The organism is Rhizomicrobium sp., from assembly GCF_056722145.1.
On record NZ_JBWZET010000320.1, the window covers coordinates 1 to 20,944 of the forward strand.

Annotated in this window: 20 protein-coding genes and 1 pseudogene; 8 read left to right on the plus strand and 13 right to left on the minus strand. The window is 63.3% G+C overall.

From position 1 onward, the window contains the following. The 8 genes from AC1P6P_RS17015 to AC1P6P_RS17050 form a co-directional block, all read right to left on the minus strand. On the minus strand, positions 1 to 1,428 hold a 1,428-nt coding region (locus tag AC1P6P_RS17015; RefSeq protein ID WP_481403637.1), incomplete at its 3' end, for a tyrosine-type recombinase/integrase. 425 nt (positions 1,429 to 1,853) lie between these two features. Further along, a complete protein-coding gene (locus AC1P6P_RS17020; RefSeq protein ID WP_481403638.1) occupies positions 1,854 to 2,321 on the minus strand; it encodes a molybdopterin-dependent oxidoreductase in 468 nt (155 codons plus the stop codon). 8 nt (positions 2,322 to 2,329) lie between these two features. Next, positions 2,330 to 4,468: a TonB-dependent receptor plug domain-containing protein gene (locus AC1P6P_RS17025; RefSeq protein ID WP_481403639.1), complete on the minus strand. Its 2,139-nt coding sequence runs from the start codon at positions 4,466 to 4,468 to the stop codon at positions 2,330 to 2,332. 227 nt (positions 4,469 to 4,695) lie between these two features. After that, complete coding sequence (tsaA, locus tag AC1P6P_RS17030) at positions 4,696 to 5,535, minus strand: tRNA (N6-threonylcarbamoyladenosine(37)-N6)-methyltransferase TrmO (protein ID WP_481403640.1); 840 nt, start codon at positions 5,533 to 5,535, stop codon at positions 4,696 to 4,698. 8 nt (positions 5,536 to 5,543) lie between these two features. Next, positions 5,544 to 6,593 (minus strand): iron ABC transporter substrate-binding protein, encoded by a 1,050-nt coding sequence (locus tag AC1P6P_RS17035; protein ID WP_481403641.1) that lies wholly within the window; start codon positions 6,591 to 6,593, stop codon positions 5,544 to 5,546. 10 nt (positions 6,594 to 6,603) lie between these two features. Further along, positions 6,604 to 7,374: an ABC transporter ATP-binding protein gene (locus AC1P6P_RS17040; RefSeq protein ID WP_481403642.1), complete on the minus strand. Its 771-nt coding sequence runs from the start codon at positions 7,372 to 7,374 to the stop codon at positions 6,604 to 6,606. Beyond that, positions 7,371 to 8,375, minus strand: coding sequence for a FecCD family ABC transporter permease (locus AC1P6P_RS17045; protein ID WP_481403643.1), 1,005 nt, complete (start codon positions 8,373 to 8,375; stop codon positions 7,371 to 7,373). Before AC1P6P_RS17045 ends, AC1P6P_RS17040 begins: the two co-directional genes overlap by 4 nt. Continuing rightward, a complete protein-coding gene (locus AC1P6P_RS17050; protein WP_481403644.1) occupies positions 8,372 to 9,139 on the minus strand; it encodes a Rossmann-like domain-containing protein in 768 nt (255 codons plus the stop codon). Before AC1P6P_RS17050 ends, AC1P6P_RS17045 begins: the two co-directional genes overlap by 4 nt. 244 nt (positions 9,140 to 9,383) lie before the next feature. Here AC1P6P_RS17050 and AC1P6P_RS17055 point away from each other — a divergent pair, with 244 nt between their 5' ends. Then, positions 9,384 to 10,502, plus strand: a complete 1,119-nt coding sequence (locus AC1P6P_RS17055) for a substrate-binding domain-containing protein (protein WP_481403645.1) — start codon at positions 9,384 to 9,386, stop codon at positions 10,500 to 10,502. 2 nt (positions 10,503 to 10,504) lie between these two features. Here AC1P6P_RS17055 and AC1P6P_RS17060 read toward each other — a convergent pair whose 3' ends face one another. After that, positions 10,505 to 10,711, minus strand: coding sequence for a TOBE domain-containing protein (locus tag AC1P6P_RS17060; RefSeq protein WP_481403646.1), 207 nt, complete (start codon positions 10,709 to 10,711; stop codon positions 10,505 to 10,507). A 280-nt stretch (positions 10,712 to 10,991) separates the two neighbouring features. Here AC1P6P_RS17060 and nifA point away from each other — a divergent pair, with 280 nt between their 5' ends. From nifA to draG, 5 genes are all read left to right on the plus strand, one after another. Beyond that, the gene (nifA, locus tag AC1P6P_RS17065) at positions 10,992 to 12,620 is read left to right on the plus strand and encodes a nif-specific transcriptional activator NifA (protein WP_481403647.1); all 1,629 of its coding nucleotides are present in this window, start codon (positions 10,992 to 10,994) and stop codon (positions 12,618 to 12,620) included. A 3-nt stretch (positions 12,621 to 12,623) separates the two neighbouring features. Beyond that, positions 12,624 to 13,214, plus strand: coding sequence for a nitrogen fixation protein NifQ (locus tag AC1P6P_RS17070; protein WP_481403648.1), 591 nt, complete (start codon positions 12,624 to 12,626; stop codon positions 13,212 to 13,214). A gap of 118 nt (positions 13,215 to 13,332) precedes the next feature. Then, on the plus strand, positions 13,333 to 14,493 hold the full coding sequence (locus tag AC1P6P_RS17075; RefSeq protein WP_481403649.1) for an aminotransferase class V-fold PLP-dependent enzyme: 1,161 nt from the start codon (positions 13,333 to 13,335) through the stop codon (positions 14,491 to 14,493). 3 nt (positions 14,494 to 14,496) lie between these two features. Then, complete coding sequence (locus AC1P6P_RS17080; protein WP_481403650.1) at positions 14,497 to 15,297, plus strand: NAD(+)--dinitrogen-reductase ADP-D-ribosyltransferase; 801 nt, start codon at positions 14,497 to 14,499, stop codon at positions 15,295 to 15,297. Positions 15,298 to 15,302: 5 nt separating this feature from the next. Beyond that, a complete protein-coding gene (gene draG, locus AC1P6P_RS17085; protein ID WP_481403684.1) occupies positions 15,303 to 16,208 on the plus strand; it encodes an ADP-ribosyl-[dinitrogen reductase] hydrolase in 906 nt (301 codons plus the stop codon). Here the strand turns inward: draG and nifT are convergent. Genes nifT through nifB form a run of 4 tightly spaced genes read right to left on the minus strand, consistent with a single transcriptional unit; the run spans position 16,177 to position 18,295 of the window. Next, positions 16,177 to 16,383: a putative nitrogen fixation protein NifT gene (gene nifT, locus AC1P6P_RS17090; RefSeq protein ID WP_481403651.1), complete on the minus strand. Its 207-nt coding sequence runs from the start codon at positions 16,381 to 16,383 to the stop codon at positions 16,177 to 16,179. The two genes, draG and nifT, sit on opposite strands and share 32 nt — an antisense overlap. Next, complete coding sequence (locus AC1P6P_RS17095) at positions 16,380 to 16,637, minus strand: nitrogen fixation protein NifZ (protein ID WP_481403652.1); 258 nt, start codon at positions 16,635 to 16,637, stop codon at positions 16,380 to 16,382. Before AC1P6P_RS17095 ends, nifT begins: the two co-directional genes overlap by 4 nt. After that, positions 16,634 to 16,828, minus strand: a complete 195-nt coding sequence (locus AC1P6P_RS17100; RefSeq protein ID WP_481403653.1) for a 4Fe-4S binding protein — start codon at positions 16,826 to 16,828, stop codon at positions 16,634 to 16,636. Before AC1P6P_RS17100 ends, AC1P6P_RS17095 begins: the two co-directional genes overlap by 4 nt. 15 nt (positions 16,829 to 16,843) lie before the next feature. Then, the gene (gene nifB / locus AC1P6P_RS17105; RefSeq protein WP_481403654.1) at positions 16,844 to 18,295 is read right to left on the minus strand and encodes a nitrogenase cofactor biosynthesis protein NifB; all 1,452 of its coding nucleotides are present in this window, start codon (positions 18,293 to 18,295) and stop codon (positions 16,844 to 16,846) included. A gap of 289 nt (positions 18,296 to 18,584) precedes the next feature. On the opposite strand from nifB, the gene nifH reads away from it, so the two are divergent. Both nifH and nifD read left to right on the plus strand, forming a co-directional pair. Then, positions 18,585 to 19,463, plus strand: coding sequence for a nitrogenase iron protein (gene nifH, locus AC1P6P_RS17110; RefSeq protein WP_481403655.1), 879 nt, complete (start codon positions 18,585 to 18,587; stop codon positions 19,461 to 19,463). Positions 19,464 to 19,487: 24 nt separating this feature from the next. After that, positions 19,488 to 20,942 (plus strand): annotated as a pseudogene (nifD, locus tag AC1P6P_RS17115) (nitrogenase molybdenum-iron protein alpha chain). Positions 20,943 to 20,944: the final 2 nt, after the last annotated feature.

Below are 20,944 nucleotides of genomic sequence, written 5' to 3' on the forward strand. Positions count from 1 at the left end.
GTTGAGAAGGGATACTCGAGGGGGTAGGGTTGCCGGCAGGGTTTGGCTCTGCGGTCCCCTGCAATCTTTGGGCGCTGTTGTTGTTTCCGTCCGGGCTGGTTCGTCGTCGTTGGCCGCCTTCGGCAGACCGCCCGGCGTCCCGCTCAGCGCCTTTTCGATTTTCGCCGCCACGCAATCCGCGGCCTCGATCAGGTACTTGTCAGGCAAGCGGATGTAGTGGGTCGCGGTGACGCCGCGACGGGCGTGCGCGGTCATCTCGTCGATGGTGGCGTCGCTGTAGCCGAGTTCCGCGGCAGTGGTTGTAAATGTGCGGCGCAAGTCGTGTGCCCGGACATTATCAGGATCGGCAGGGTGTCCCGGCTTCGGTGGTTTCCGCAGGCCCGCGGCGATGAAAATGTCTTCGATGCGATGATCGAAGTCGGCGGAGCCATTGCCTGTCACGTTGGGAAATACCCAGTCACGGGCAGGGCTGTTCAATTCGGTATTATCCGCCTTTGCTTTCAAATCGGCGAGGATTGCCAGCGCCGTCGCGGCTACCGGGCGAGCATTGCGACAGTTCTTGGTGTTCTGGCGCCGGACACAATGGTGTTCAAAGTCGACCTGCGCCCATTTGAGGCCGCAGATTTCCTCCTTGCGAAAGCCGGTGTAGGCCAACAGGCGCACCGCCGTCGCCGCGGCTGGTTGCATGGTTTCGTTCGCCCGTAGCGTCTTTCCCAATGCCCGCAATTCAGCAGTCGAAAGAATGCGATCACGCGGGACCGCTTTGGCCGTCTCAACACCGCGAGCGGGGTTCACGCCCGACACGTAGCCGCGGCGCTCGGCCCAGGTCCAAATGCCGCCGAACATCTGAACGACGCGTGATGCCGAAAAGCTGCCGCCCTTCACGATGCCCTTGCCGCGGCGCTTGGTCTTGAACACGCCGTTGGTCTTTCCCGCTGCCACGGCATCCGCCATACGCTGCACATCGGCGCGTGTGAGCTTGGTAACCGGGATCGTGCCGACCAGGGGCTTGATGTGGCGGGCGATGCGGCTGCGGTCGTTCTCGATGGTGGATGGACGCTTGGGCGTGCGGAAGCGGCTCAGCACCAAGCCGGAAGCTGCGGCTTTCAGGTAGAGATCGCAAACTTCTGCCACGTCGAGGGTTTCGCGGGCATCGTGGCGGGTGCGAGACGGATCACCGCCAGTGCAGACCTCAATAAGCTTAGTCTTGCCAAGGTCGCGGGCGGCGTTCGGAGTGAGGGTGCCGACCTTGCCGATGGTCAGCCGCCGTGTTTTCCCTTCGGGTGTCCGATACTGGATGAAGTAGGAGGCACATCCGGAAGGCATGACCCGGATGCCAAGGCCATGAATGTCGTCGTCCCAGACGAAGTATTCCTTCGTCGGATGCCGGTCCAAATTATCAACGGTGGTCTTGGTGATTTTACTCATCGCGGCCCTCATGTATATTGTTGCGAGGGCCGAATTGAACCGTCACGACCGCATGTTCGCGGAAGCAGGGCGGAAGCTGCGCGAAGAAAAAATCGTCCAATTTTTGGAAATTGTGGAAAGAACGAGAAAACGCAGTTTGACGCGGCTTTTGTGAATTCGTGTGTGGGGCCATGTATTTATCCAAGGCTGTCTGACGCACGAAAAAGCCAGTAAAATCAGGCAAAAATCAACAGGGGCCTTTACACCGAGAGGGTCGGGAGTTCGAAACTCTCACCGCCCACCAGAGAAGTCGTTGAACTGATTATATAATTCATGATTTGTGTCGTAATGCGCTGGGCCGATCGGCGCCCGGGCGCAGAGCGATGCGGTGTGGCGTTCGTTATCGCGAGCCACTCATCGAGTCGGCCCTGGACACGGGATGCGCATTACTGCACCTCGATCCGTGTCACGTCGTGCACCTGGCGACCGCCTTCCTTGTCGCCGGGGACGACGAGCCGGAAGCCGTCGCGCAACGGACGGCCGTCGACTTCGTAGGCGATGATGACGGATTTGGCCTCGTAATTGGGCTCGAATTCGCCGATGGCGAGCGCGGCGGCATAGCCATCGCGCCCGATCACCATCACGCTGTGCTGCAGGAAGGCGTTCTTGCCGGGCTTGTCCTTCAAGCTGGTCTGATCCAAGAGCTTGTACAACAGCACGCCTTTGTATGTACCCTGTGTTCCCGGCTTGCCCGTCAGCACGACCTCGGTCGGCGGCAAACTCCGCAACGTGCCCGCGGTCAAGTGCAGCGGCTTGAGCACGGCGCCGGTGACATCGAGCTCGCCGGTTCCGGCCACGGCTGCGGCCAATGCGAAAAAGGCAGTGGCGCATACGGCAACGACGGTCCTTGCCATGGCGGGCCTCACGATTTGATCCGCAGATTGGCGAAGACGTTGCGCCCTTCCGACGGGAAGCCGTAGGTCACGGTGTAGTTGACATCGAACAAATTCTTCACGCCCACCGCCAGCGTGGTGTGATCGCAAAGATCGTAATCGGTTTCGAGGTTGGTCAGGAAATAGGAGCCGGTCTTGTAGTAGGCCGTTCCCGCCGTGTTGGTGCTCCAGCGATTGGACGCCGTCTGGATGCTGGGGCGGAGGGTCCAATCGGGCAGCGGCGTGAAGGCGAGATACACGAACGCCTGGCTGTTCGGCATGCCGGTCAGATGATAGCCCGCGGTCAGCGCCGGATTGCTGGGGTTTTGCGCGCTCAGGCTGCGATCGACATAGCTGTAGGAAATCCCCGCCGTCAGACTGTCGAGGAGCTTGCCGCTCGCCGCAAGCTCGAAGCCGAGATAATCGCCGGTGCCGACGTTCTGGGTCTGGGTGGTGGAGGTCTTGACGCCCGCCACGCCGGCGGCGCCGGTGCAGTTCTTGGTCGCAGTGGAGGTCGTATCGCAGAATACGATCGGGACCGAGACGATCGCCTTGGTGATGCGGCTGTAGAACACCGCGCCGTCGACATGGACACCATAGAACGTATCGGCGCCGCCGATTTCGTAATTGATGGCACGCTCCGTTTCCAGTGCCGGATTGGAGATGGTGGTGCCGAATTTTGTGGAGTAGCGGTCGAACAGGGTCGGGAAGCGGGCGCGATCGGAAATCGAAGCGTGCAGGCTGCCGCCGTCGCCGAGCGTGTAGATCAATTCGCCCTGGACGTTCGCCGCGCTGCCGTCATGCACCGGATAGTGCACGAAGGTGCCGGTCTGGCCGGCCGCAGCGGGGTCGACAAAGTCCTCCGCCTTGAGCAGGTGGCGGTAGTCGTAGGAAAGCCCGGCCACGAACACCAGCGGATCGGCGATCTGGTAGCGGTTTTCCAAAGCGATGGACCTCGTATCCTCAACGCTGGTCTGCTTCGGTTCGGTGAACGCGGGTTTGTAGATGACCTGCCATTCGGTGTGGCTGTCGCGGCGGTAGAAGCCGGAAAGCTTCAGCGTGTCAGCAGTGCCGAAACTGTAGCCGGTTTCGAGATTGGCGCCGTAGGCATAATCCGAATAGAGGCTGCGGAACGATTTCGGCAGCGTCTGCGCCGTGAAGGTGGCGTCGTCGTAGGAATAGAGCCCGTTGAGGAACGACGAATAATAGACCTTGGTCTTCAGATAGGCGCTGTCGCCGAACGCGGTGTTGGAAAGGAAATAGACGTTCTGGACATTCCACCACGGCCACGTCCAGTTGCGCTGCGAGGCGAGCGTGTCGGACACCGAATACGGCGCTTCCTTCTTGCCCCACTGGCCGGAGTAGCTGAGGGAATATTCGTCGGTGGCGTTCGGCGTGTAGCCGGCCTTGAGGTTCAGGCTGTAATTGCGCGACGCGGAATCGATGCGGTCGCCTTTGGGCTGGGTAGCGGTGCCGGCGAAATCGTCGGACAGGCGGAACTGGTCGGTCTTGGTCACCGTGCCGCTGACGGAGAGATAATATTGGCCGGTGGCATGGCCGAGATAGGCCGAGGCGTTATAGCCGTTGTAACCGAGTTCGTTGCCGGCGGTGAGCCCGATGCGGGCGTCGTATTCGAACTCCTTGGTCGGCTTGCGGGTGACGAGGTTGATGGCGCCGCCAAGCGCGCCGGGCCCGGACAGCACCGAGACATAGCCCTTTTCGACCTGCACCTCGGACAGGTTGGCGGTGGTGAAAAAGCCGATGTCGAGCCGGTTGTCGGCGGGCAGATAAACGCGGATGCCATCGACGAACAGCGGTGTCTGGAAACGATCGAAGCCGCGCACGAAGAACAGTTGCTCGTTGCGGGTGCCGCCGGTGGTCGAGGTTGAAACGCCGGGCACCTGATCGAGCACCTTGTCCAGCGTCAGGGCGTTGAAGGCGGTGATCTGATCGTTGCCGATCTTGGTTTCGCCGATAGCCGCTGCGGCGGCGGTTCCGGCGACGGTGATCTGTTCGATGCGTCCCAAGTTGAAAACGCCGTCGCCGCCGGTGGTCTGGGCCAAGGCCGGGGCTGCAGCGGCGACGAGCGCCAGGATGGAACAGGAGTTCAAACAGAAACGGATGCGCATCTTTTCCCCTCGCAAATACGTCTGGCCCGGTCGGGCCGTCGTGTCGCTTCGCAGCGATCTCTGTCATCTAAAAAGGACAATGTCGTCAGCACAAGACGTGAGGCCGGCTCAATGGCGGGCGAGAGGGTGCGCGCATTGTCGCGACGGCACATTTTGCCGGAGGTGTTGCGCGTTGCTGCTGGTGGATTGGGCACGAGCGCGGCCAAGTGCGCGCGAATTGTGCGCCGTTACGACGTTACGGTCGCGAACAGCACATTGTCGCCGAGCGACAGAACTTCGTCGGCACCGGCATAGAGCCGGTCGGCAAGGCGGATTTCGACGCGCTGAGCGTCCTTGGTCAGCACCAGCGACCAATCGGCAATCGATTTCGCCTTGTCGACGAAGTCGAGCGTGTGCCGCAGCACGCTGCAACCGGTGACGCCTTCGATGCCCTGGGCGAAGAACTGGCCGCCGATAACGGCGGCGTGATCGGCCTCGGTCCGCGACAGGTCAAGTTCCTTCAGGGCGCGCTGTCCGGCGCGAAGTCCGAGCGTCATGCCGACATTCATCGTATCCCAATGCAGGAGCCGCGAGGTGACGTCGATATCGTGGCGGGCGGACCAGTGCAGCGGCGCCTCGGCCATCGGGAAGCTGTCGTAGCGCGGAATGTAGATCTTGATGTCGAGGACGGCGGTGCCATCGAAGGCATCGAGACCCTTCACCGTTAGCCGATTGTTGTCGCGCCGGATAAGTTCGACGACGCACGAGCCGATACCCGAAGGCCGGGCCGGCGAGCGGCTGGTCCAGATGCCTTTGCAGCTCGGTTCGCCGGCGAGCGGCATGATCAACGCCTGCTCGTCGGTTTGCGAAAGCCCCATCTTTTGCTGCCATTCCTGCTTGCGATGCTGGTAATAGAGAACGTGAAGGTGCGTGAAGTGCTCGATGCCGATCAGCCCGTCGGCAAGGTCTTCGCGGATCACCACGGTGCTTTCGGCATCGTAACGGGTGGGCTGCGCAAAATCCTTGAACGCGGATTCCACGACGCCGACCGGCGTGATGGTGACAGGCGCGCGCCAATCGAAGCTCATATCGTACCCTATTTTTTGACGGCCTGCGCCAAAAGCGCGTTCAGCTCGGCGTCGGTCAGGTTGCGGTGATAAAACAGCTGATAGAAATGCCGCGTTTCGGCGCGCAGGTCATAGGGAAACAGGGTGGGGTAAAACGTTTTCGCCAGCCACTTGATGCCGATGATGCGGTTCGCCGACGGCGGCCGGTCGATCCAGTTGAAGGGAAACTGCGGCGCCTCGTAGACGGCATGATCCCTCACCGCCCGGACCTGGCTCCACATCGGATCGCTCCAGACGCTTGAATAAAAGGCTCCAGGCGAATGCTCGTGGTCGTAACCGGCGATGATGACCTCGGGATTCCAGACGAAAATCTGCTCCATCGAGACCGGAACTTCGCCATAGCCATGATCGGTCGGCACTTCGGCGACGTTCTTGCCGCCGGCATAGAGAATGGATTCGGCATGCGCCGAACCGCCGGGATCGGTGTTGAGCCCTTTCGGACCTTCGGCGTAATAGACGCGACGGCGCTTGTCGGGCGGGATCGTCGCGACCCTGGTTTTGACGTCGGTGAGGGTGCGGGTAACGTATTCGGCCAGTTCCTTGGCGCGCGCCTGACGCCCGGTGAGCTCGCCCAGCATGCGATAGTTGTCGGCGAGTTTCTCGATCTCCCAGGTGCCCATCACGACCGGAATCCCGGTCTGCGCTTGCACGCGTTCTTCCGTCGAGGTGCTTGCCGGCGCGCCGATGGAGACCATCACGTCGGGATGCACCTTCATGATCTGTTCGAGATTGCCGGTGTTGTTGCGCCCGTACCAGCCGCCAAGCATCGGCAGGGCGTCGTAGGGCGCGACGAGCATCGCCTTTTCGCCCGGCGTCGGGTCGTAATTCCAGCCGGCGAGGAGATCGGGCGCCAGCGTGTACATCAGCACCTGGCAGGTCGGGCTCATGCAATAGACCTTGCGGATTTTGTCCGGCACGGTGAGCTTGCGTCCGACTTGATCGGTGAAGCTGCGGGCGAGAGCGGGCGATGCCGCGATGGCCAGTGCCAATACAAACGCGATCAGTCTGGATATTCGCATTGCCGTCTCCTCACGCGATCAAGGGCACGCAGACCTTCAGGCCGGGTTCGACTTCGGCAATCTTCAGGTCCACGCCATAGGTTTGTTTCAGGCGCGTTTCCGTCAGCACGCTTTCGGGATCGCCGATGTCGATCAGCTTGCCGCCTTGCAGCAGCGCCACCCGGCTGGCGCACAGGAACGCCTGGTCGGGCAGATGGGTGGTGACCAGAAGGCCGTAGCCGCGCGCCATCAGTTCACGGATTTTCTTCAGAACCTTCACCTGATTGCCGAAGTCGAGGTTGGAGGTCGGCTCGTCCAGCACCAGGAAGCGGCTCTCTTGCGCCACCGCGCGGGCGATCAGCACCAGCTGGCGCTCGCCGCCGCTGATCTCGGTGTAGCGCGCCGTCGCGAGATGGCTGAGGCCGAGGGTGGCGATGGCGTCATCGGCGATCGCGACATCGGCGCGGGAAGGTTGGCCGAACATGCCAAGATGGGCGGTGCGCGCGGTCAGCACCACATCGTGGACGGAATACGGAAAGGGCGGGGTGTGCGCTTGCGGAACGTAGGCGAGGCTGCGTGCGAGGCGGGCCCGTGACCATGCGGCGGTGTCGGTACCGTCGATGGCGACATGGCCGCCCTGGCGCGCCAGCAGGCCCAGCACCGTCTTGAACAGCGTCGTCTTGCCCGAGCCGTTGGGCCCGAGCAGGTACAGCGCTTCGCCGGCTGCGACCGAAAACGAAATCGCTTCGGTTACCGGATGGCCGGGATAGCCGCAGCAGAGATGGGAGACATCCAATCTCATGCCCAGCCCCGGTTCGACCGCATCATCAGGTAGAGGAAGAACGGTGCACCGATCAGGGCGGTGATGATGCCGAGCGGAATCTCGTTCGCCAGGATCGAGCGGGCGAGATCGTCGGCGAGCAGAAGATAGCTGGCGCCGATCAAGACCGAGGCCGGCAACAGCACGCGATAATCCGGCCCCACCAGCATCCGCGCCAGATGGGGAATGACGAGGCCGACCCACCCGACCATGCCGGCGATGGCGACCGATGCGGCGGTCAGAAGCGTGGCGCAGGTGATGATGATCCAGCGCAGGCGGACGGTTTCGGCGCCGAGGGCGTGGGCTTCCTCCTCGCCGAAGGCCAGCACGTTCAAATTCCAGCGCAGCAGGTGCAGCGGCACGAGGCCGATCACCATCGGGATCAACGCGAGCCCCAGGTCTTTCGGATTGATCGCCGACAGGCTTCCCATCAGCCACAGCGTGATCGCCGGCAGCTTCGAATAGGGATCGGCGGCATATTTGGCGAGCGACACCAGGGCGGTGAACACCGCGCCGATCAGGATACCGACCAGAACCAGCGTCAGGATGGGATCGCCGACGCGTTTGAGCCGGGCCGCGGCGAGGCATGTCAATCCAACCGCCGCAAGCCCGAAGCCGAAGGAGAGAAGCTCGATGCCGACGATCGACAGGCCGTAGAGGATCGCGGCGGCGGCACCGAAACCGGCCCCTGCCGAAGCGCCGAGAATATCCGGCGACACCATCGGATTGCGGAAAATGCCTTGATACGCCGCGCCTGCTGCGGACAGTCCCGCGCCGATCAGAATGCCGGCGGCAATGCGCGGCAAGCGCACCTGCAACAGGATTTGTCCGGCGACGCCGGCCTTGTCGGGGGCGGTGACGAGCTGCCACCACGTTTCCAACGGCACATCGTAGCGGCCAAGCCCCAGCGACCACCACGCCACCACGAGGAACATCGCGGTCAACGCGATCAGGGTGGCGCGGGCTGGCTTGCGGTTTGTCATCCAGCGATCCGGCGTTCGAGCGTTACCATCCGCGCGCCGCTGTCGAACAACTGGTGCTGGCCGCCCTGCTGGATCGTGCGCAGAACCTGCGGATCATCCTCGACCACCAGCCCGGCCAGCATGTCGATGCCGAAATCGTAGAGGATCGGCGTCAGCGGCGTGGTCGGGCCTGTCAGCACGATCCGGGCACCTTTGGCGAGCTGCAACAGCCGCGGCAGCGTCTTGTTGATCAGCGTCACCGCCGTGATGACGACGATGTCCTGGCCCGGAAGCACGAATTCGCAGGCCGGATCGGGCAGATCGCCGGGCTGAGGTTTGCGCTCGAGGATCGTCAGCTCACAGATGTCTTGCAGCGGTTCGAGGTCGCGGAAATGGCCGACCACCGCAACCTTCTTGCCGCGAAACGCCTCGCGCAGATAGTGAAAGCAGTTGGCGCTTTCGATGTCGGCGAGGGGCTTGCCGAAAGCGTTGGCTACCGCGGCCGGGGCATTGAAGGCGGCATTGATGGCGGCGACCCCGAGCGCCGCCTCATGGAAGTTCCACGATTTCGACAGCGCTGCAAGGTCGCGCAACGCCATACCGGCGTAGCGTCCGGCCAGCGGCAGCGAGGGCGTGCCGTCACCCGGCGCCATCGCAAGCCCGACGCCGGCGGCGCGGACCGCAAACCAGTGGAGCCCGCAAACGCAATCTTCCACACGCGCTGCGGCCGGCACGGCCTCGATCAGCGCCTCGTACAAATCCCACCGTGTGTCGCTCGATCCCATGGCCATCCGTCGTGATTGTCGCTGTCGTTTTAACAGAACACATGTCATTGGAGAACGACACTGGGGGGCGTGGGGGCGCGCAATGGTGCTAGAGACGGCTGTGGCGACGGTAGGTCGCAAGCCGGGACGGGTGCTTCTGCCCGGTAATAAGCCAGTCCGATTAAGGCCTGAGCACGCGACCGCCTCGATTTCCCGCGGCCATCGTCCGTGCTAAGACGGATGGTGTCACACGCACGGGTCCGGCATGCCTTCGCACAATCGTCTGCTTGAGATGCGCCAGAAGCGCGGCCTCGGTGCTGCCGAGTTGGCGTCCGACATCGGCGTGTCGCGCCAGACCATCTACGCGATGGAGGCCGGCAATTATGTCCCCAATACCACCGTTGCGTTGCGGTTGGCCCGGGTTCTGGGCTGCAAGGTCGAGGAGCTGTTCTTCATCGAGGAGGAGGCGCCGCCGCCGCCCGAAAGTCTCGATGCCATCCTGATCGCCGGATCGCAGCCGAGCTATGAAGGCCAGCCGGTCCAGCTCTGTCCCGTGAATGGCGAATTGATCGCGGTGGCGCCCGACAGTCTCGACTGGAGTCTGCCGCCGGCCGATGCAGTGCTGCTGAGCAAGCCGCGCATCGGCAAGCCCGTCCGCGTACAGCCTTTCCACGGCCATCTCGATCTGTCCAAGCGGCTGCTGGTCGCCGGCTGCGATCCCGGAATCTCGGTGCTGGCGCGACACCTGCGCCGGGCGGGCGTGGAACTGGTGGTGCTGAACCGCAATTCGACCGCGGCGCTCGATCTGTTGAAGCAGGGGCTCGTCCACATCGCGGGCTCGCACTTGAGCGATAGCGACGGGGGCGCGGCCGACAATCTCGGACCGGTGCGGCGGCTGTTCGACCGGCGCAGCGTCGCGGTGATCGGTTTCTCCAATTGGGAAATTGGCATCGTGACGCCGCGCGGCAATCCCAAGGCGATCCGATCGGTCGCCGATTTCGCGCGCAAGGGCGTCAAGATCGTCAATCGCGAGCCCGGCGCGGTGGTGCGGTTTCTTCTCGACGGCGAGCTTGAGAAGTGTGCGATCGCGCCCAAGGCGGTGCAGGGCTACGATACGCTGGCGCGCGGACATCTGCCGGCGGCAATGCAAGTGCTGGCGGGCGCTGCCGATTGCTGCATCGCCACCAAAGCGGCGGCACGGGTGTTCGGCCTCGATTTCGTGACCTTGGTGCGCGAGCGCTACGACCTGGTGCTGCGCAAGAAGCATCTCGACATGCCCGAGGTGCAGGCCTTGTGCGACACCCTCGGGCGGACGCAATTCCGCCAGGAACTCGAAGCGATGGGCGGCTACGATACCAGCCCCGCCGGAACGCAATTCGCCTGACGCTATTTGCCGATCATCACGTCCGACGCTTTGATGATCGCATAAGCGTCGTCGCCGACCGCCAGCCCAAGGTCATCGATGGCCTCGTTGGTGATCGACGACGTGATCACCATTCCGCTGCCGAGGTCGATGGTCACATGCGCGGTGGTCTGACCTTTGGTGACGGCGACGATCTTGCCTTTGAGCTGGTTGCGGGCGCTGAGTTTCATCGCGTTATAATCTCCAAATCCGGGGCGAATCTCACGGGATTCGTCAGCCGGTGCAAGCGGTGTCGTCGGCGCTGAGCGCTCGAAATGGCGGCACACAGCCTACGCCGTGGGCAATCGGCAGCGTAAAGCCAGCCCGCCGCGGCAATATGGCGGCCGTGATGGTATCAATTGCTGCGCATCGCGCGCTTGCACCGCTGGGACGGCGTGGCGCACTTCCTGCAAGATAGGACGCATAAAAAGAAGTCTTCGGGAGGACCGGCCGGCAAGCGACGGAGCGGTCATGCGTGCGGTCGTTATGGATCAGGGTCGTGCGGACCTTTTAGCTGCCCGCAATCGCGCCGAGATGGCGCTTGGCGGCATTTACGAGATTTCCAAACTGCTCGCATCGCCGAACCGGCTGGAGCCGACGCTGTCCGGCGTGCTGGCGCTGCTGTCCAGCTTCCTCGACATGCGGCATGGATTGATCGCATTTCTCACGCCCGACGGTGCGCCCGATCTCGTTGTCGGGTCGGGCTGGACCGAAACCAACGGCAAGACGTTTTTCGAGCGCCTGCCGGAGCGCGCCATCGGCCAGATCGTCGTCACCAAGATGCCGCTGGTGGTGCCCGACATCGCCCGCGATCCGATGTTCTCCTCGGTCGGTGCCGACCTGCGCCGCATGGAGGGCGAGATCGTGTCGTTCATCGGAGTGCCGATCAAGCAGGGCGATGTCGTCCTCGGCACCCTGACCATCGACCGCGTGCAAACTGCGACGCGGCCGGTGCCGTTCGACAGCGACGTTCGCTTCCTCACCATGGTCGCGAACCTGCTCGGTCAGGCATTGCGCTTGCACAAGGTGGTGGCGCAGGACCGCGAGCGGTTGCTCGCCGATCAGTCGCGCCTCGCCAAGGAACGCGAGGACGTGAAAGGGCACAGCGCCGCCACCGTCAAGGGGATCATCGGGCGCAGTTCGGCGCTGCAAGAGGTCTTGGAGAAAGTGCGGCGCGTGGCGCGGAGCAATTCCACCATCATGCTGCGCGGCGAAACCGGCACCGGCAAGGAGATGGTCGCCAACGCCATCCATCATCTGTCGCCACGCAAGAATGGGCCGTTCGTCAAGCTCAATTGCGCAGCGCTGCCGGAAACGGTGCTGGAATCGGAAATTTTCGGCCACGAAAAGGGCGCTTTCACCGGCGCCATCAACCAGCGCAAAGGCCGCTTCGAGCTGGCGCACGGCGGCACGCTGTTTCTCGACGAGATCGGCGAGATTTCGGGCGCGTTCCAGGCCAAGCTGCTGCGCGTTTTGCAGGAGGGCGAATTTGAGCGGGTCGGCGGCGCGCGCACGATCAAGGTCGATGTCCGTCTGGTCTGCGCCACCAATCGCGATCTCGAAGCCGAAGTCGCCAAAGGGGCGTTCCGCGCCGATCTCTATTTCCGTCTCGCGGTGGTTCCGATATTCCTGCCCGCCTTGCGCGACCGGCGCGAAGACATCGGCCCGCTCGCCAAGGAATTTCTCGGCCGCTTCAACCGCGAACACGGCACCGAGCTGACGCTCAACGCGGCGGCGCTGGCGATGCTGGAGTCCTGCTATTTCCCCGGCAACGTGCGCGAGCTCGAAAACTGCATCCGCCACACCGCCACGCTGGCGCGTACCAAGCTGCTCGCCGATGGCGATTTTCCCTGCCAGAAGGAAGGCTGCCTGTCGGCGATGCTGTGGAAGGGCGTCAAGGCGGAACCGCAGCGCGCCGCGCCGGTCGTGGCAATAGCGTCGACGCCGGTGGCGGACGCGGCGCCGGAACGGACCCATCTCGTCGAGGCAATGGAAAAATCGGGATGGGTTCAGGCCAAAGCGGCGCGGATGCTGGGGCTGACGCCGCGCCAGATTGGCTACGCCCTCAAAAAACACGGCATCCCGTTGAAGAAGTTTTGAACCATGACTCCGGACGCTGCCTATCGTTGGTTGATCGGTGAAAACGCAAGTTTCGAGGCGCATGTGCTGGCCTCGATCCTGGCGCTGTCGATCGCGGAAGCCGCCGCCGCCGACCAGCCGGTGCGCGACATGGCTGGCTACGACGGTATGCCGCTCGCGTTCGTTGCGCTGTTTCCGCAGGCTTATGGCTTGCTTGCGGCGGGGAGCGATGTGGTGCGCAGCGACGACGAAGCCTGCCTGCTGAGGCTGCTGCGGCGCGGCACCACATTGGGTTCGCCGCTGGACATGCTGCTCGCCGAACTGATCGCCCGTCGTGCGCAACGTCCCAATCACTTGTGGCAGGACCTCGGTCTGCGCGACCGGGGCGAGCTTTCGGCGCTGATGACGGCGCATTTTGCCCCGCTGGCCCGCCGCAACGCCGCCGACATGAAGTGGAAGAAGTTCTTTTTCCGAATGATCTGCCGCGACGCCGCCTACAATCTTTGCACCGCGCCGTCGTGCGGCGAGTGTTGCGACTACGATGCCTGCTTCAACGGAGAAACCGGTGAATCGCTGCTGGCCCATTTGCGCCGCTCGACAGAGAGCGTGACGTGATGTGTCGGGCGTTGTCGGGTTTCCGACAATGGCCGCGACAAAGCCGCGGCAACGCGCCGTTTCCGGCTGGCATCAACCTTGCTGCGTGTTGCGGCGACGGTTTTCACCGGAGGCTGCCGTGCACTGGGCCTATTTTGACAATGCCGCCACGACGCGGACCGATCCGGACGTGGTTCAGGCGATGCTGCCGTTTTTCGACCAGAGTTTCGGCAATCCGTCCTCGACGCACGATTTCGGCAAGGCGGCGGCAGCGGCGGTGGCCGAGGCGCGCCGTCAGGTCCAGAGCCTGATCGGGGCCGAGCACGACAGCGAAATCGTCTTCACCGCCGGCGCCACCGAGGCCAACAACGCGGCGCTGCTGCAATCGCTGCGGCGCGAGGAACGCAACGAGGTCATCACGACGACGGTGGAACATCCGGCCGTGCTGGCGGTGCTCGCCGATCAGGAAAAGCATGCCGGCATCGTGGTGCATCGCATCGGCGTCGATCGGCACGGCCGCCTCGATAGGACCGCGTTCCGGCGCGCCCTCAGCCGTCGGGTGGCGCTGGTGTCGGTGATGCTGGCGAACAACGAGACCGGAACGATATTCCCGGTCGCCGACCTGGCGGCGCTGGCGCATGACGTCGGCGCCGTCTTTCACACCGATGCCGTCCAGGCCGCCGGCAAAATCCCGATCGACGTCACGGCGACGAGCATCGATCTGCTGTCGCTGTCGGCGCACAAGTTCCACGGCCCCAAGGGCGTCGGCGCGCTCTATGTCAGGAGGTCGACCAAGTTCCGGGCGCTGATCCGCGGCGGACGGCAGGAGCGGGCGCGGCGCGCCGGCACCGAGAATGTCCCCGCCATTGTCGGACTGGGCAAAGCGGCGGAGCTGGCGGTGGCGCGGTTTGGCGAAAATCGGCTGGTGGCCGCCTTGCGCGACCGGCTTGAGCGCACAATTGTCGCCACGATCAACGGCGCCTTCGTGCTCGGCGATGGGCCGAACCGCGTGCCCGGCACCAGCGCCATCGCTTTCGATGGCGCCGATGGCGAGGAGATTCTGTTCCGTCTCAATCAAGCCGGGTTCGCGGCGTCGGCCGGTTCGGCGTGTTCCTCCGGCGCGATCGAGCCGAGCCATGTGGTGCGGGCGATGCGGGTGCCGTATTCCGCGGCGCATGGTGTGGTGCGGTTCTCGCTGTCGCGGGCCAACTCCGATGACGAGGTCGACCGGCTGCTTGGCGTTCTGCCCGAGATTGTCGCCGAGGCCCGCGCCGGTTCGCTGTTTGCCGCGGCCGAATAGGCGATGGTCGAGGAACGCGGGCACTCCACCAATCTCGTCGGCGTTCCGACCGGGCTGATCGCGTCGGCGGCGTTCAACGCCTATCCGGTGGCGCTCCACATCGCCGCGGTGCGCGAACAGAACCGCTCGCTGTTCAAGATGCTGGCCGAAGCCGACACGGCGGAGGTCGCGGCGGGCATGTTCGAGGCCTATATGGCGACCATGTTCGATCTCGACGATCAGGATCGCGATGGCCGCGGCCCGGCCCGCTTCCGGGCGTCGTCGTATCTGCGCCTGCTGCGCGGCTGGGGCTACGAGGCCAACTCGCCGGAAGGGGCGGTGCTGAAAGGCTGGGTGGAAAGCCGTTTCGGGCTGTTTCCGACTTTTCACAAAAAGCCGATCGATCGCTTTTCCGGCGATGCGTGGATCACCTATGTCGAAGAGAAAATGTCGAGCCGGTTTCATTCCAACGCCATCCAGGCTCAGCTCGATCTGTTGTACGAGTTCTGCCAGTGGTGTCTCGGCCGCTTCCATTCGGTCGGCCAGAAGCATGTCCAGCTCTACCGCGGCACCAACGCTTTCGAGGAGCAGAAGTTGATCAGCCGGATCGACAAGCAGCGCGTGGTGGTCAAGCTCAACAGCCTGCTGTCGTTCACCTCGGAGCGCGATCTGGCCGAGAGTTTCGGCGACATCATTCTGGAAGTCGATGTGCCGACGGTGAAGATCCTGTTCTACAACTCGCTGCTGCCGCGCCATGCCCTCAAGGGCGAGGGCGAATATGTCGTGATCGGCGGCGATTACGAGGCCCGGGCGCTCTATTACTGATGAAAATCGACGACAAAACAGTGATGGATCGCGCCCTCGGGGCCTATCTCGGGCTGGCGATCGGCGATGCGCTGGGAGCGACGGTGGAGTTTCTCACGCCGCGCGAGATCAAGCTGAAGTACGGCGAGCACAACAAGATCGTCGGTGGCGGCTGGCTCAAGCTGAAGCCGGGACAGGTAACCGACGATACCGCGATGTCGCTGGCGCTAGGCCGGGGATTGATCCGCAGCGACGGGTTCGAAGCGCGGACGGTGTGCGAGGAATTTGCCGCCTGGCTGCGGACGCGGCCGGTCGATGTCGGCAACACCTGCCGGCGCGGCATTGCCCGCTTCATCCATGATGGCACGACCGAAAAGCCTTACAACGACGGCGATGCCGGTAACGGCGCCTGCATGCGCACTCTGCCCGTGGCGCTCGCCAGTCTGCATTCGCCTTACGACTTCAAACGGTGGACGCTCGGCCAATGCCACATCACCCACAATCATCCGCTGTCGGATGCGGCGACGCTGGCGATCGGTACGATGGTGCAGGCGCTGGTGCTGGGGGGCGGCCCCAAGGAGGTGCGCGCCTTCGCCAATGCCTTGATCGCCGAGCACCGCAGCTTCAATTTCACGCCGTATCACGGCCTGTCGTCGCCCTATATCGTCGATACCATGCAGACCGTGCTGCATTACTATTTTTGCACCGACTCTTTTCGCTCTTGTCTCATTGAGGTGGTGAACCAGGGCGGCGATGCCGACACCACTGGCGCGATTGCCGGCATGCTGGCGGGCGCGACCTATGGCACCGACGGCATCCCCGATGACTGGCTGCGGCGGATGGACCCCAAGGTGACCGCCGAAATCCGCAGCCAGGTACCGGCGCTGGTGGCGCTCGGCGTCAGGATTCCAACCGTCGCGCTTCCAGGCTGACCGGCAGGCGCGTGTCGGGCGCCATGTCGGGGAGCTGGAACACCCAGCCGTTGGCAAGCGTGACGGTGCCGCCCCAGAGGCCGGGCTTTTCCGCCGCCACGACCTTTTCCTCAAGGTCCTTCTTGGCGACGTACACGGAATAGATGTCACCCGCCTTGCGCAGCATGATCTTCATGCGATCTCCAATTCCTTGGCCCGCATGCCGACCACCATGCCGCGGTCGAGGAAATCCACTTCGTAAATGAAAAAGCGCTGCAGGAAGGTGCCGATGGCGCGCACATAGCCGGTCTCGCCGGCCGCAATCAGCTCGTCGCCGACGCGCCGTCCGAGATAGCTGCCGTCGTTGCGCACCAGGCATCGCGCGCGCACCTTGTCGCCGACGCGGAAGGCGGGCGGGGCGTCGAGTTCGACGATCGCATCGTCGCTCATGCGGCGATGCAGGTTTTGGGCACCGGGCAGGCGGCGGCGCATTGCTGCGTCTTGTAGATGCCTTTGCACTCGGTGCATTTGCCGGCGATGATCTGGAACACCGCCCCTTTCGCCTTGATGGCGTTGTTGGGGCATTCGAATTCGCAGGACCCGCAGCCGGTACATTTCTCCGCAACGATCTTGAAAGCCATGTCCAGTCTCCTTGCTTAAGCCGACGCTGCCGCATCGTCGGTGCCGGCATAGCTGCCGTACCAGGTGATTGCCGAAGCCTCGATGTATTCGAACGCATAGTGATCGCTGGCGATGATGCCGGCTTCGGCCAGTCGCGCCCGCGGCCGTTCGCCGATCTTGGCGCACAACAGCGCCGTCACGCCCTCCAGCGCGGCCAGCGTATTGGCCATCGCATCGGCCTCGCCATGGCCGCCGACGCAATACTTGTCGGTGCGGCGATGGCCGACGAATTTGGCGCCGGCGCTGGTGACCTCGAAAATCTGGAATTCGTTGGCGTGGCCGAAATGGAGATTGATGCGGCCGCCGCCCTTGGTCGCGATGGCGACGAGAACGGGCGTTTCCGCATGCCGGTCGGGCTTCTGGGCCATTTCCTTCGCCTTCTGGCGGTCGGCGCGTTCGCGTTCGACCACCGAGAGATACATTTCGCGCTGGCGCGGATCGAACGGTTTCGGCGCCTCGATTTTGTCGAGGGAAAATTCGGCGCCGCGGTCTTCGCCGAGCAGGCCGACGGCATCGGCGCGGCACTGGCGGCAGTGGCGCATCAGCTTGGCATCGGTGCCGAGGCGGTCCTGGGCCGTGCGCAATTCCGCCGGCGTCGGACCGCGCTGACCGGTCAAGCCAAAATGCGTGCCGTGGGCGGGATCGGAAATCAGCGGCATGACGTTGTGCAGGAACGCCCCGCGCGCCCGCACCGCGGCGTTGACGTCGGCGAGATGGGCGTCGTTGATGCCGGGAATGAGCACCGAATTGACCTTGACCAGAATACCTTTCGCGGTCAGCGCCTCAAGGCCCTGCATCTGGCGCTCGTGCAGGATTTGCGCGGCGTCGCGGCCTTCCCAGCGGCGATGGCGGAAGAATATCCAGGGATAGATGCGCTCGCCGACCGCCGGATCGATCATGTTGATGGTGATGGTGACGTGATCGATGCCCATCGCGGCGATGGTTTCGACATGATCGGGCAGCGCCAAGCCGTTGGTCGACAGGCACAGCTTCAAATGCGGCAGCGCCTCTTTGATCAGCGCGAAGGTCCGGAACGTGTTGCTGGGCTGCGCCAGCGCGTCGCCGGGCCCGGCAATACCGACCACCGAAAGCTGCGGCACCTCGGCGGCCACCGCCAGCACCTTCCGCAGCGCCTGTTCCGGCGACAGCTTCTCGCTGACCACGCCCGGCCGGCTTTCATTGCTGCAATCGTATTTGCGGTTGCAGTAGTTGCACTGGATGTTGCAGGCGGGCGCCACCGCGATGTGCATGCGGGCGAAATAGTGGTGGGCGTCTTCGCTGTAGCAGGGATGATCCTGGATCTTGTTCCAGACCTCCGGCGCAAGATCGTCGGCATTCGTGCCGCAGGTACCGGTCGCGGCACAGCCGGTGCTCTTATGATCCTGGAAGCGTCCGATGCTCGATAAGGCGACGATGTTCTGCGTCATGTCCGGGGGCAGGAATGAACTTCGACCCTCCGGGTTGCACGCGGCATGCCAACGCTCGGCGGTCACCGTTTCCCCGATTTCGCAGCGACCAAGCGACAATCGCGTGCGACATACGACAATCGCGGCGCGGACCCGTCGGGCTTTGTCGGTTTTCCGACAACGCGACAAATCAGTGCGGGGCGCAGCGATGCGGGATTCCCGCGGTTTGGGCGCACAAACGCGAAAATGGGAAACTGGCACGGCGATTGCTCCTTGTCGTCGTGGGTTCGAGATTTCAAAGGAGCGTTTCATGGCAGCGTTGCGACAGATCGCGTTCTACGGCAAAGGCGGCATCGGAAAATCGACCACCAGCCAGAACACCTTGGCGGCATTGGCCGAGATGGGGCAGAAAATCCTCATCGTCGGGTGCGATCCCAAGGCGGATTCGACGCGCCTGATCCTGCACGCCAAGGCCCAGAACAGCGTCTTGTCGCTGGCGGCCGAAGCGGGCAGCGTCGAAGACCTCGAGATCGAGGATGTGCTCAAGGTCGGCTATCGCGGCATCAAGTGCGTCGAGTCCGGCGGTCCCGAGCCGGGCGTCGGCTGCGCCGGCCGCGGCGTCATCACCTCGATCAACTTCCTCGAAGAAAACGGCGCCTATGAAGGTGTCGACTACGTCTCCTACGACGTGTTGGGCGACGTGGTCTGCGGCGGCTTCGCCATGCCGATCCGCGAAAACAAGGCGCAGGAGATTTACATCGTGATGTCGGGCGAGATGATGGCGCTTTATGCCGCCAACAACATCTCCCGCGGCATCTTGAAATACGCCTCGTCCGGCGGCGTGCGGCTCGGCGGACTGATCTGCAACTCGCGCATGACCGACAAGGAACTCGAACTGTCGGATGCCATGGCCAAGAAGCTCGGCAGCAAGCTGATCCACTTCGTGCCGCGCGACAACGTGGTGCAGCATGCCGAACTGAGGCGCATGACGGTGCTCGAATACGATCCCGAAAGCCGCCAGGCCGAGGAATACCGCCAGCTCGCGAAGAAGATCCACGCCAACGGCGGCAAGGGCACCATCCCGACTCCGATCACGATGGACGAACTCGAAGACATGCTGATGGAATTCGGCATTCTGAAGCCCGAGGACGAAACCATCGTCGGTCAGGCCAAGAAAGCCGTCGCTTAAATTGCATCGCCAGGAGAACCCATAATGGAAGCGGAAGCCAAAGCAGCCCGCCGCCAGATGCTCGCCGATGTCTTGGCCGAATACCCGGCGAAGACGGGCAAGCGGCGCGCCAAGCATCTGAATGTCTACGACGAGGGCAATTCCGATTGCGGCGTCAAGTCGAACATCAAGTCCATTCCGGGCGTGATGACGGTGCGCGGCTGCGCCTATGCCGGTGCCAAGGGCGTGGTGTGGGGTCCGATCAAGGACATGGTCCACATCAGCCACGGCCCGGTCGGTTGCGGCCAATATAGCTGGGGTCAGCGCCGCAACTACGTCTCCGGCGCGATCACCGGCGTCAATTCCTGGGTGGTGATGCAGATCACCTCCGACTTCCAGGAGAAAGACATCGTCTTCGGCGGCGACAAGAAGCTGGTCAAGGTGATCGACGAGATCGAGGCCATGTTCCCGCTGAACAAGGGCATCTCGGTGATGAGCGAGTGTCCGGTGGGACTGATCGGCGATGACATCGAGGCGGTTTCGAAAAAGAAAAGCAAGGAACTCGGCAAGCCGATCGCGCCGGTGCGTTGCGAATGATTCCGCGGCGTGTCGCAGTCGCTCGGACACCACATCGCCAACGACGTGATGCGCGACTACATGATCGATCCGGCCGCGACCAAGGAAGAGCCAGGTTTCGAATCGACGCCCTACGACGTGATGATCGTCGGCGATTACAATATCGGCGGCGACGCCTGGGCCTCGCGCATGCTGCTGGAAGAGGCGGGGCTGCGCGTCATCGGCCAGTGGTCCGGCGATGCCTCGGCGGCAGAAGTCGAACGCGGCCCCAAGGCCAAGCTCAACCTGATCCACTGCTACCGCTCGATGAACTACATCTGCCGTCATATGGAAGAGAAGTATGGTGTGCCATGGATCGAGTTCAATTTCTTCGGGCCGAGTCAGATCGCCAAGAGTCTGCGCGCCATCGCCGAGCAGTTCGACGATACGATCAAGGAAGGCGCCGAGCGCGTCATCGCCAAATACCAGCCGATGATGGATGCGATCATCGCCAAGTACCGGCCGCGGCTCGAAGGCAAGAAGGTCATGCTCTACGTCGGCGGACTCCGGCCGCGTCACGTTTCGGATGCTTACGGCGATCTCGGCATGGAGGTCACCGCGACGGGCTATGAATTCGCCCACAGCGACGACTATCAGCGCACCACGCATTACATCAAGGACGGCACCGTGGTGTACGACGACGCGTCGGAATTCGAACTCGAGCGCATCGCCCAGACGCTGAAGCCCGATCTGGTCGGCTCCGGCATCAAGGAAAAGTACGGCACCCAAAAGCTCGGCCTGCCGTTCCGCCAGATGCATTCGTGGGACTATTCCGGCCCGTATCACGGCTATGACGGGTTTGCGATTTTCGCCCGCGACATGGACCTTGCCATCAACAATCCGATCTGGCGCATGCACAAGGCGCCGTGGAAGAAAGCCGAGTAACG

Bases quoted from the DNA above. Each gene is read 5' to 3' on its own strand.
- AC1P6P_RS17100 (WP_481403653.1), bottom strand. From the start codon at position 16,828: ATGGCTTTCAAGATCGTTGCGGAGAAATGTACCGGCTGCGGGTCCTGC.
- AC1P6P_RS17035 (WP_481403641.1), bottom strand. From the start codon at position 6,593: ATGCGAATATCCAGACTGATCGCGTTTGTATTGGCACTGGCCATCGCG.
- AC1P6P_RS17050 (WP_481403644.1), bottom strand. From the start codon at position 9,139: ATGGGATCGAGCGACACACGGTGGGATTTGTACGAGGCGCTGATCGAG.
- AC1P6P_RS17025 (WP_481403639.1), bottom strand. From the start codon at position 4,468: ATGCGCATCCGTTTCTGTTTGAACTCCTGTTCCATCCTGGCGCTCGTC.
- AC1P6P_RS17055 (WP_481403645.1), top strand. From the start codon at position 9,384: ATGCCTTCGCACAATCGTCTGCTTGAGATGCGCCAGAAGCGCGGCCTC.
- AC1P6P_RS17045 (WP_481403643.1), bottom strand. From the start codon at position 8,375: ATGACAAACCGCAAGCCAGCCCGCGCCACCCTGATCGCGTTGACCGCG.
- AC1P6P_RS17020 (WP_481403638.1), bottom strand. From the start codon at position 2,321: ATGGCAAGGACCGTCGTTGCCGTATGCGCCACTGCCTTTTTCGCATTG.
- tsaA (WP_481403640.1), bottom strand. From the start codon at position 5,535: ATGAGCTTCGATTGGCGCGCGCCTGTCACCATCACGCCGGTCGGCGTC.
- nifH (WP_481403655.1), top strand. From the start codon at position 18,585: ATGGCAGCGTTGCGACAGATCGCGTTCTACGGCAAAGGCGGCATCGGA.
- nifA (WP_481403647.1), top strand. From the start codon at position 10,992: ATGCGTGCGGTCGTTATGGATCAGGGTCGTGCGGACCTTTTAGCTGCC.
- AC1P6P_RS17060 (WP_481403646.1), bottom strand. From the start codon at position 10,711: ATGAAACTCAGCGCCCGCAACCAGCTCAAAGGCAAGATCGTCGCCGTC.
- nifB (WP_481403654.1), bottom strand. From the start codon at position 18,295: ATGACGCAGAACATCGTCGCCTTATCGAGCATCGGACGCTTCCAGGAT.
- nifT (WP_481403651.1), bottom strand. From the start codon at position 16,383: ATGAAGATCATGCTGCGCAAGGCGGGTGACATCTATTCCGTGTACGTC.
- AC1P6P_RS17070 (WP_481403648.1), top strand. From the start codon at position 12,624: ATGACTCCGGACGCTGCCTATCGTTGGTTGATCGGTGAAAACGCAAGT.
- AC1P6P_RS17095 (WP_481403652.1), bottom strand. From the start codon at position 16,637: ATGAGCGACGATGCGATCGTCGAACTCGACGCCCCGCCCGCCTTCCGC.
- AC1P6P_RS17040 (WP_481403642.1), bottom strand. From the start codon at position 7,374: ATGAGATTGGATGTCTCCCATCTCTGCTGCGGCTATCCCGGCCATCCG.
- AC1P6P_RS17080 (WP_481403650.1), top strand. From the start codon at position 14,497: ATGGTCGAGGAACGCGGGCACTCCACCAATCTCGTCGGCGTTCCGACC.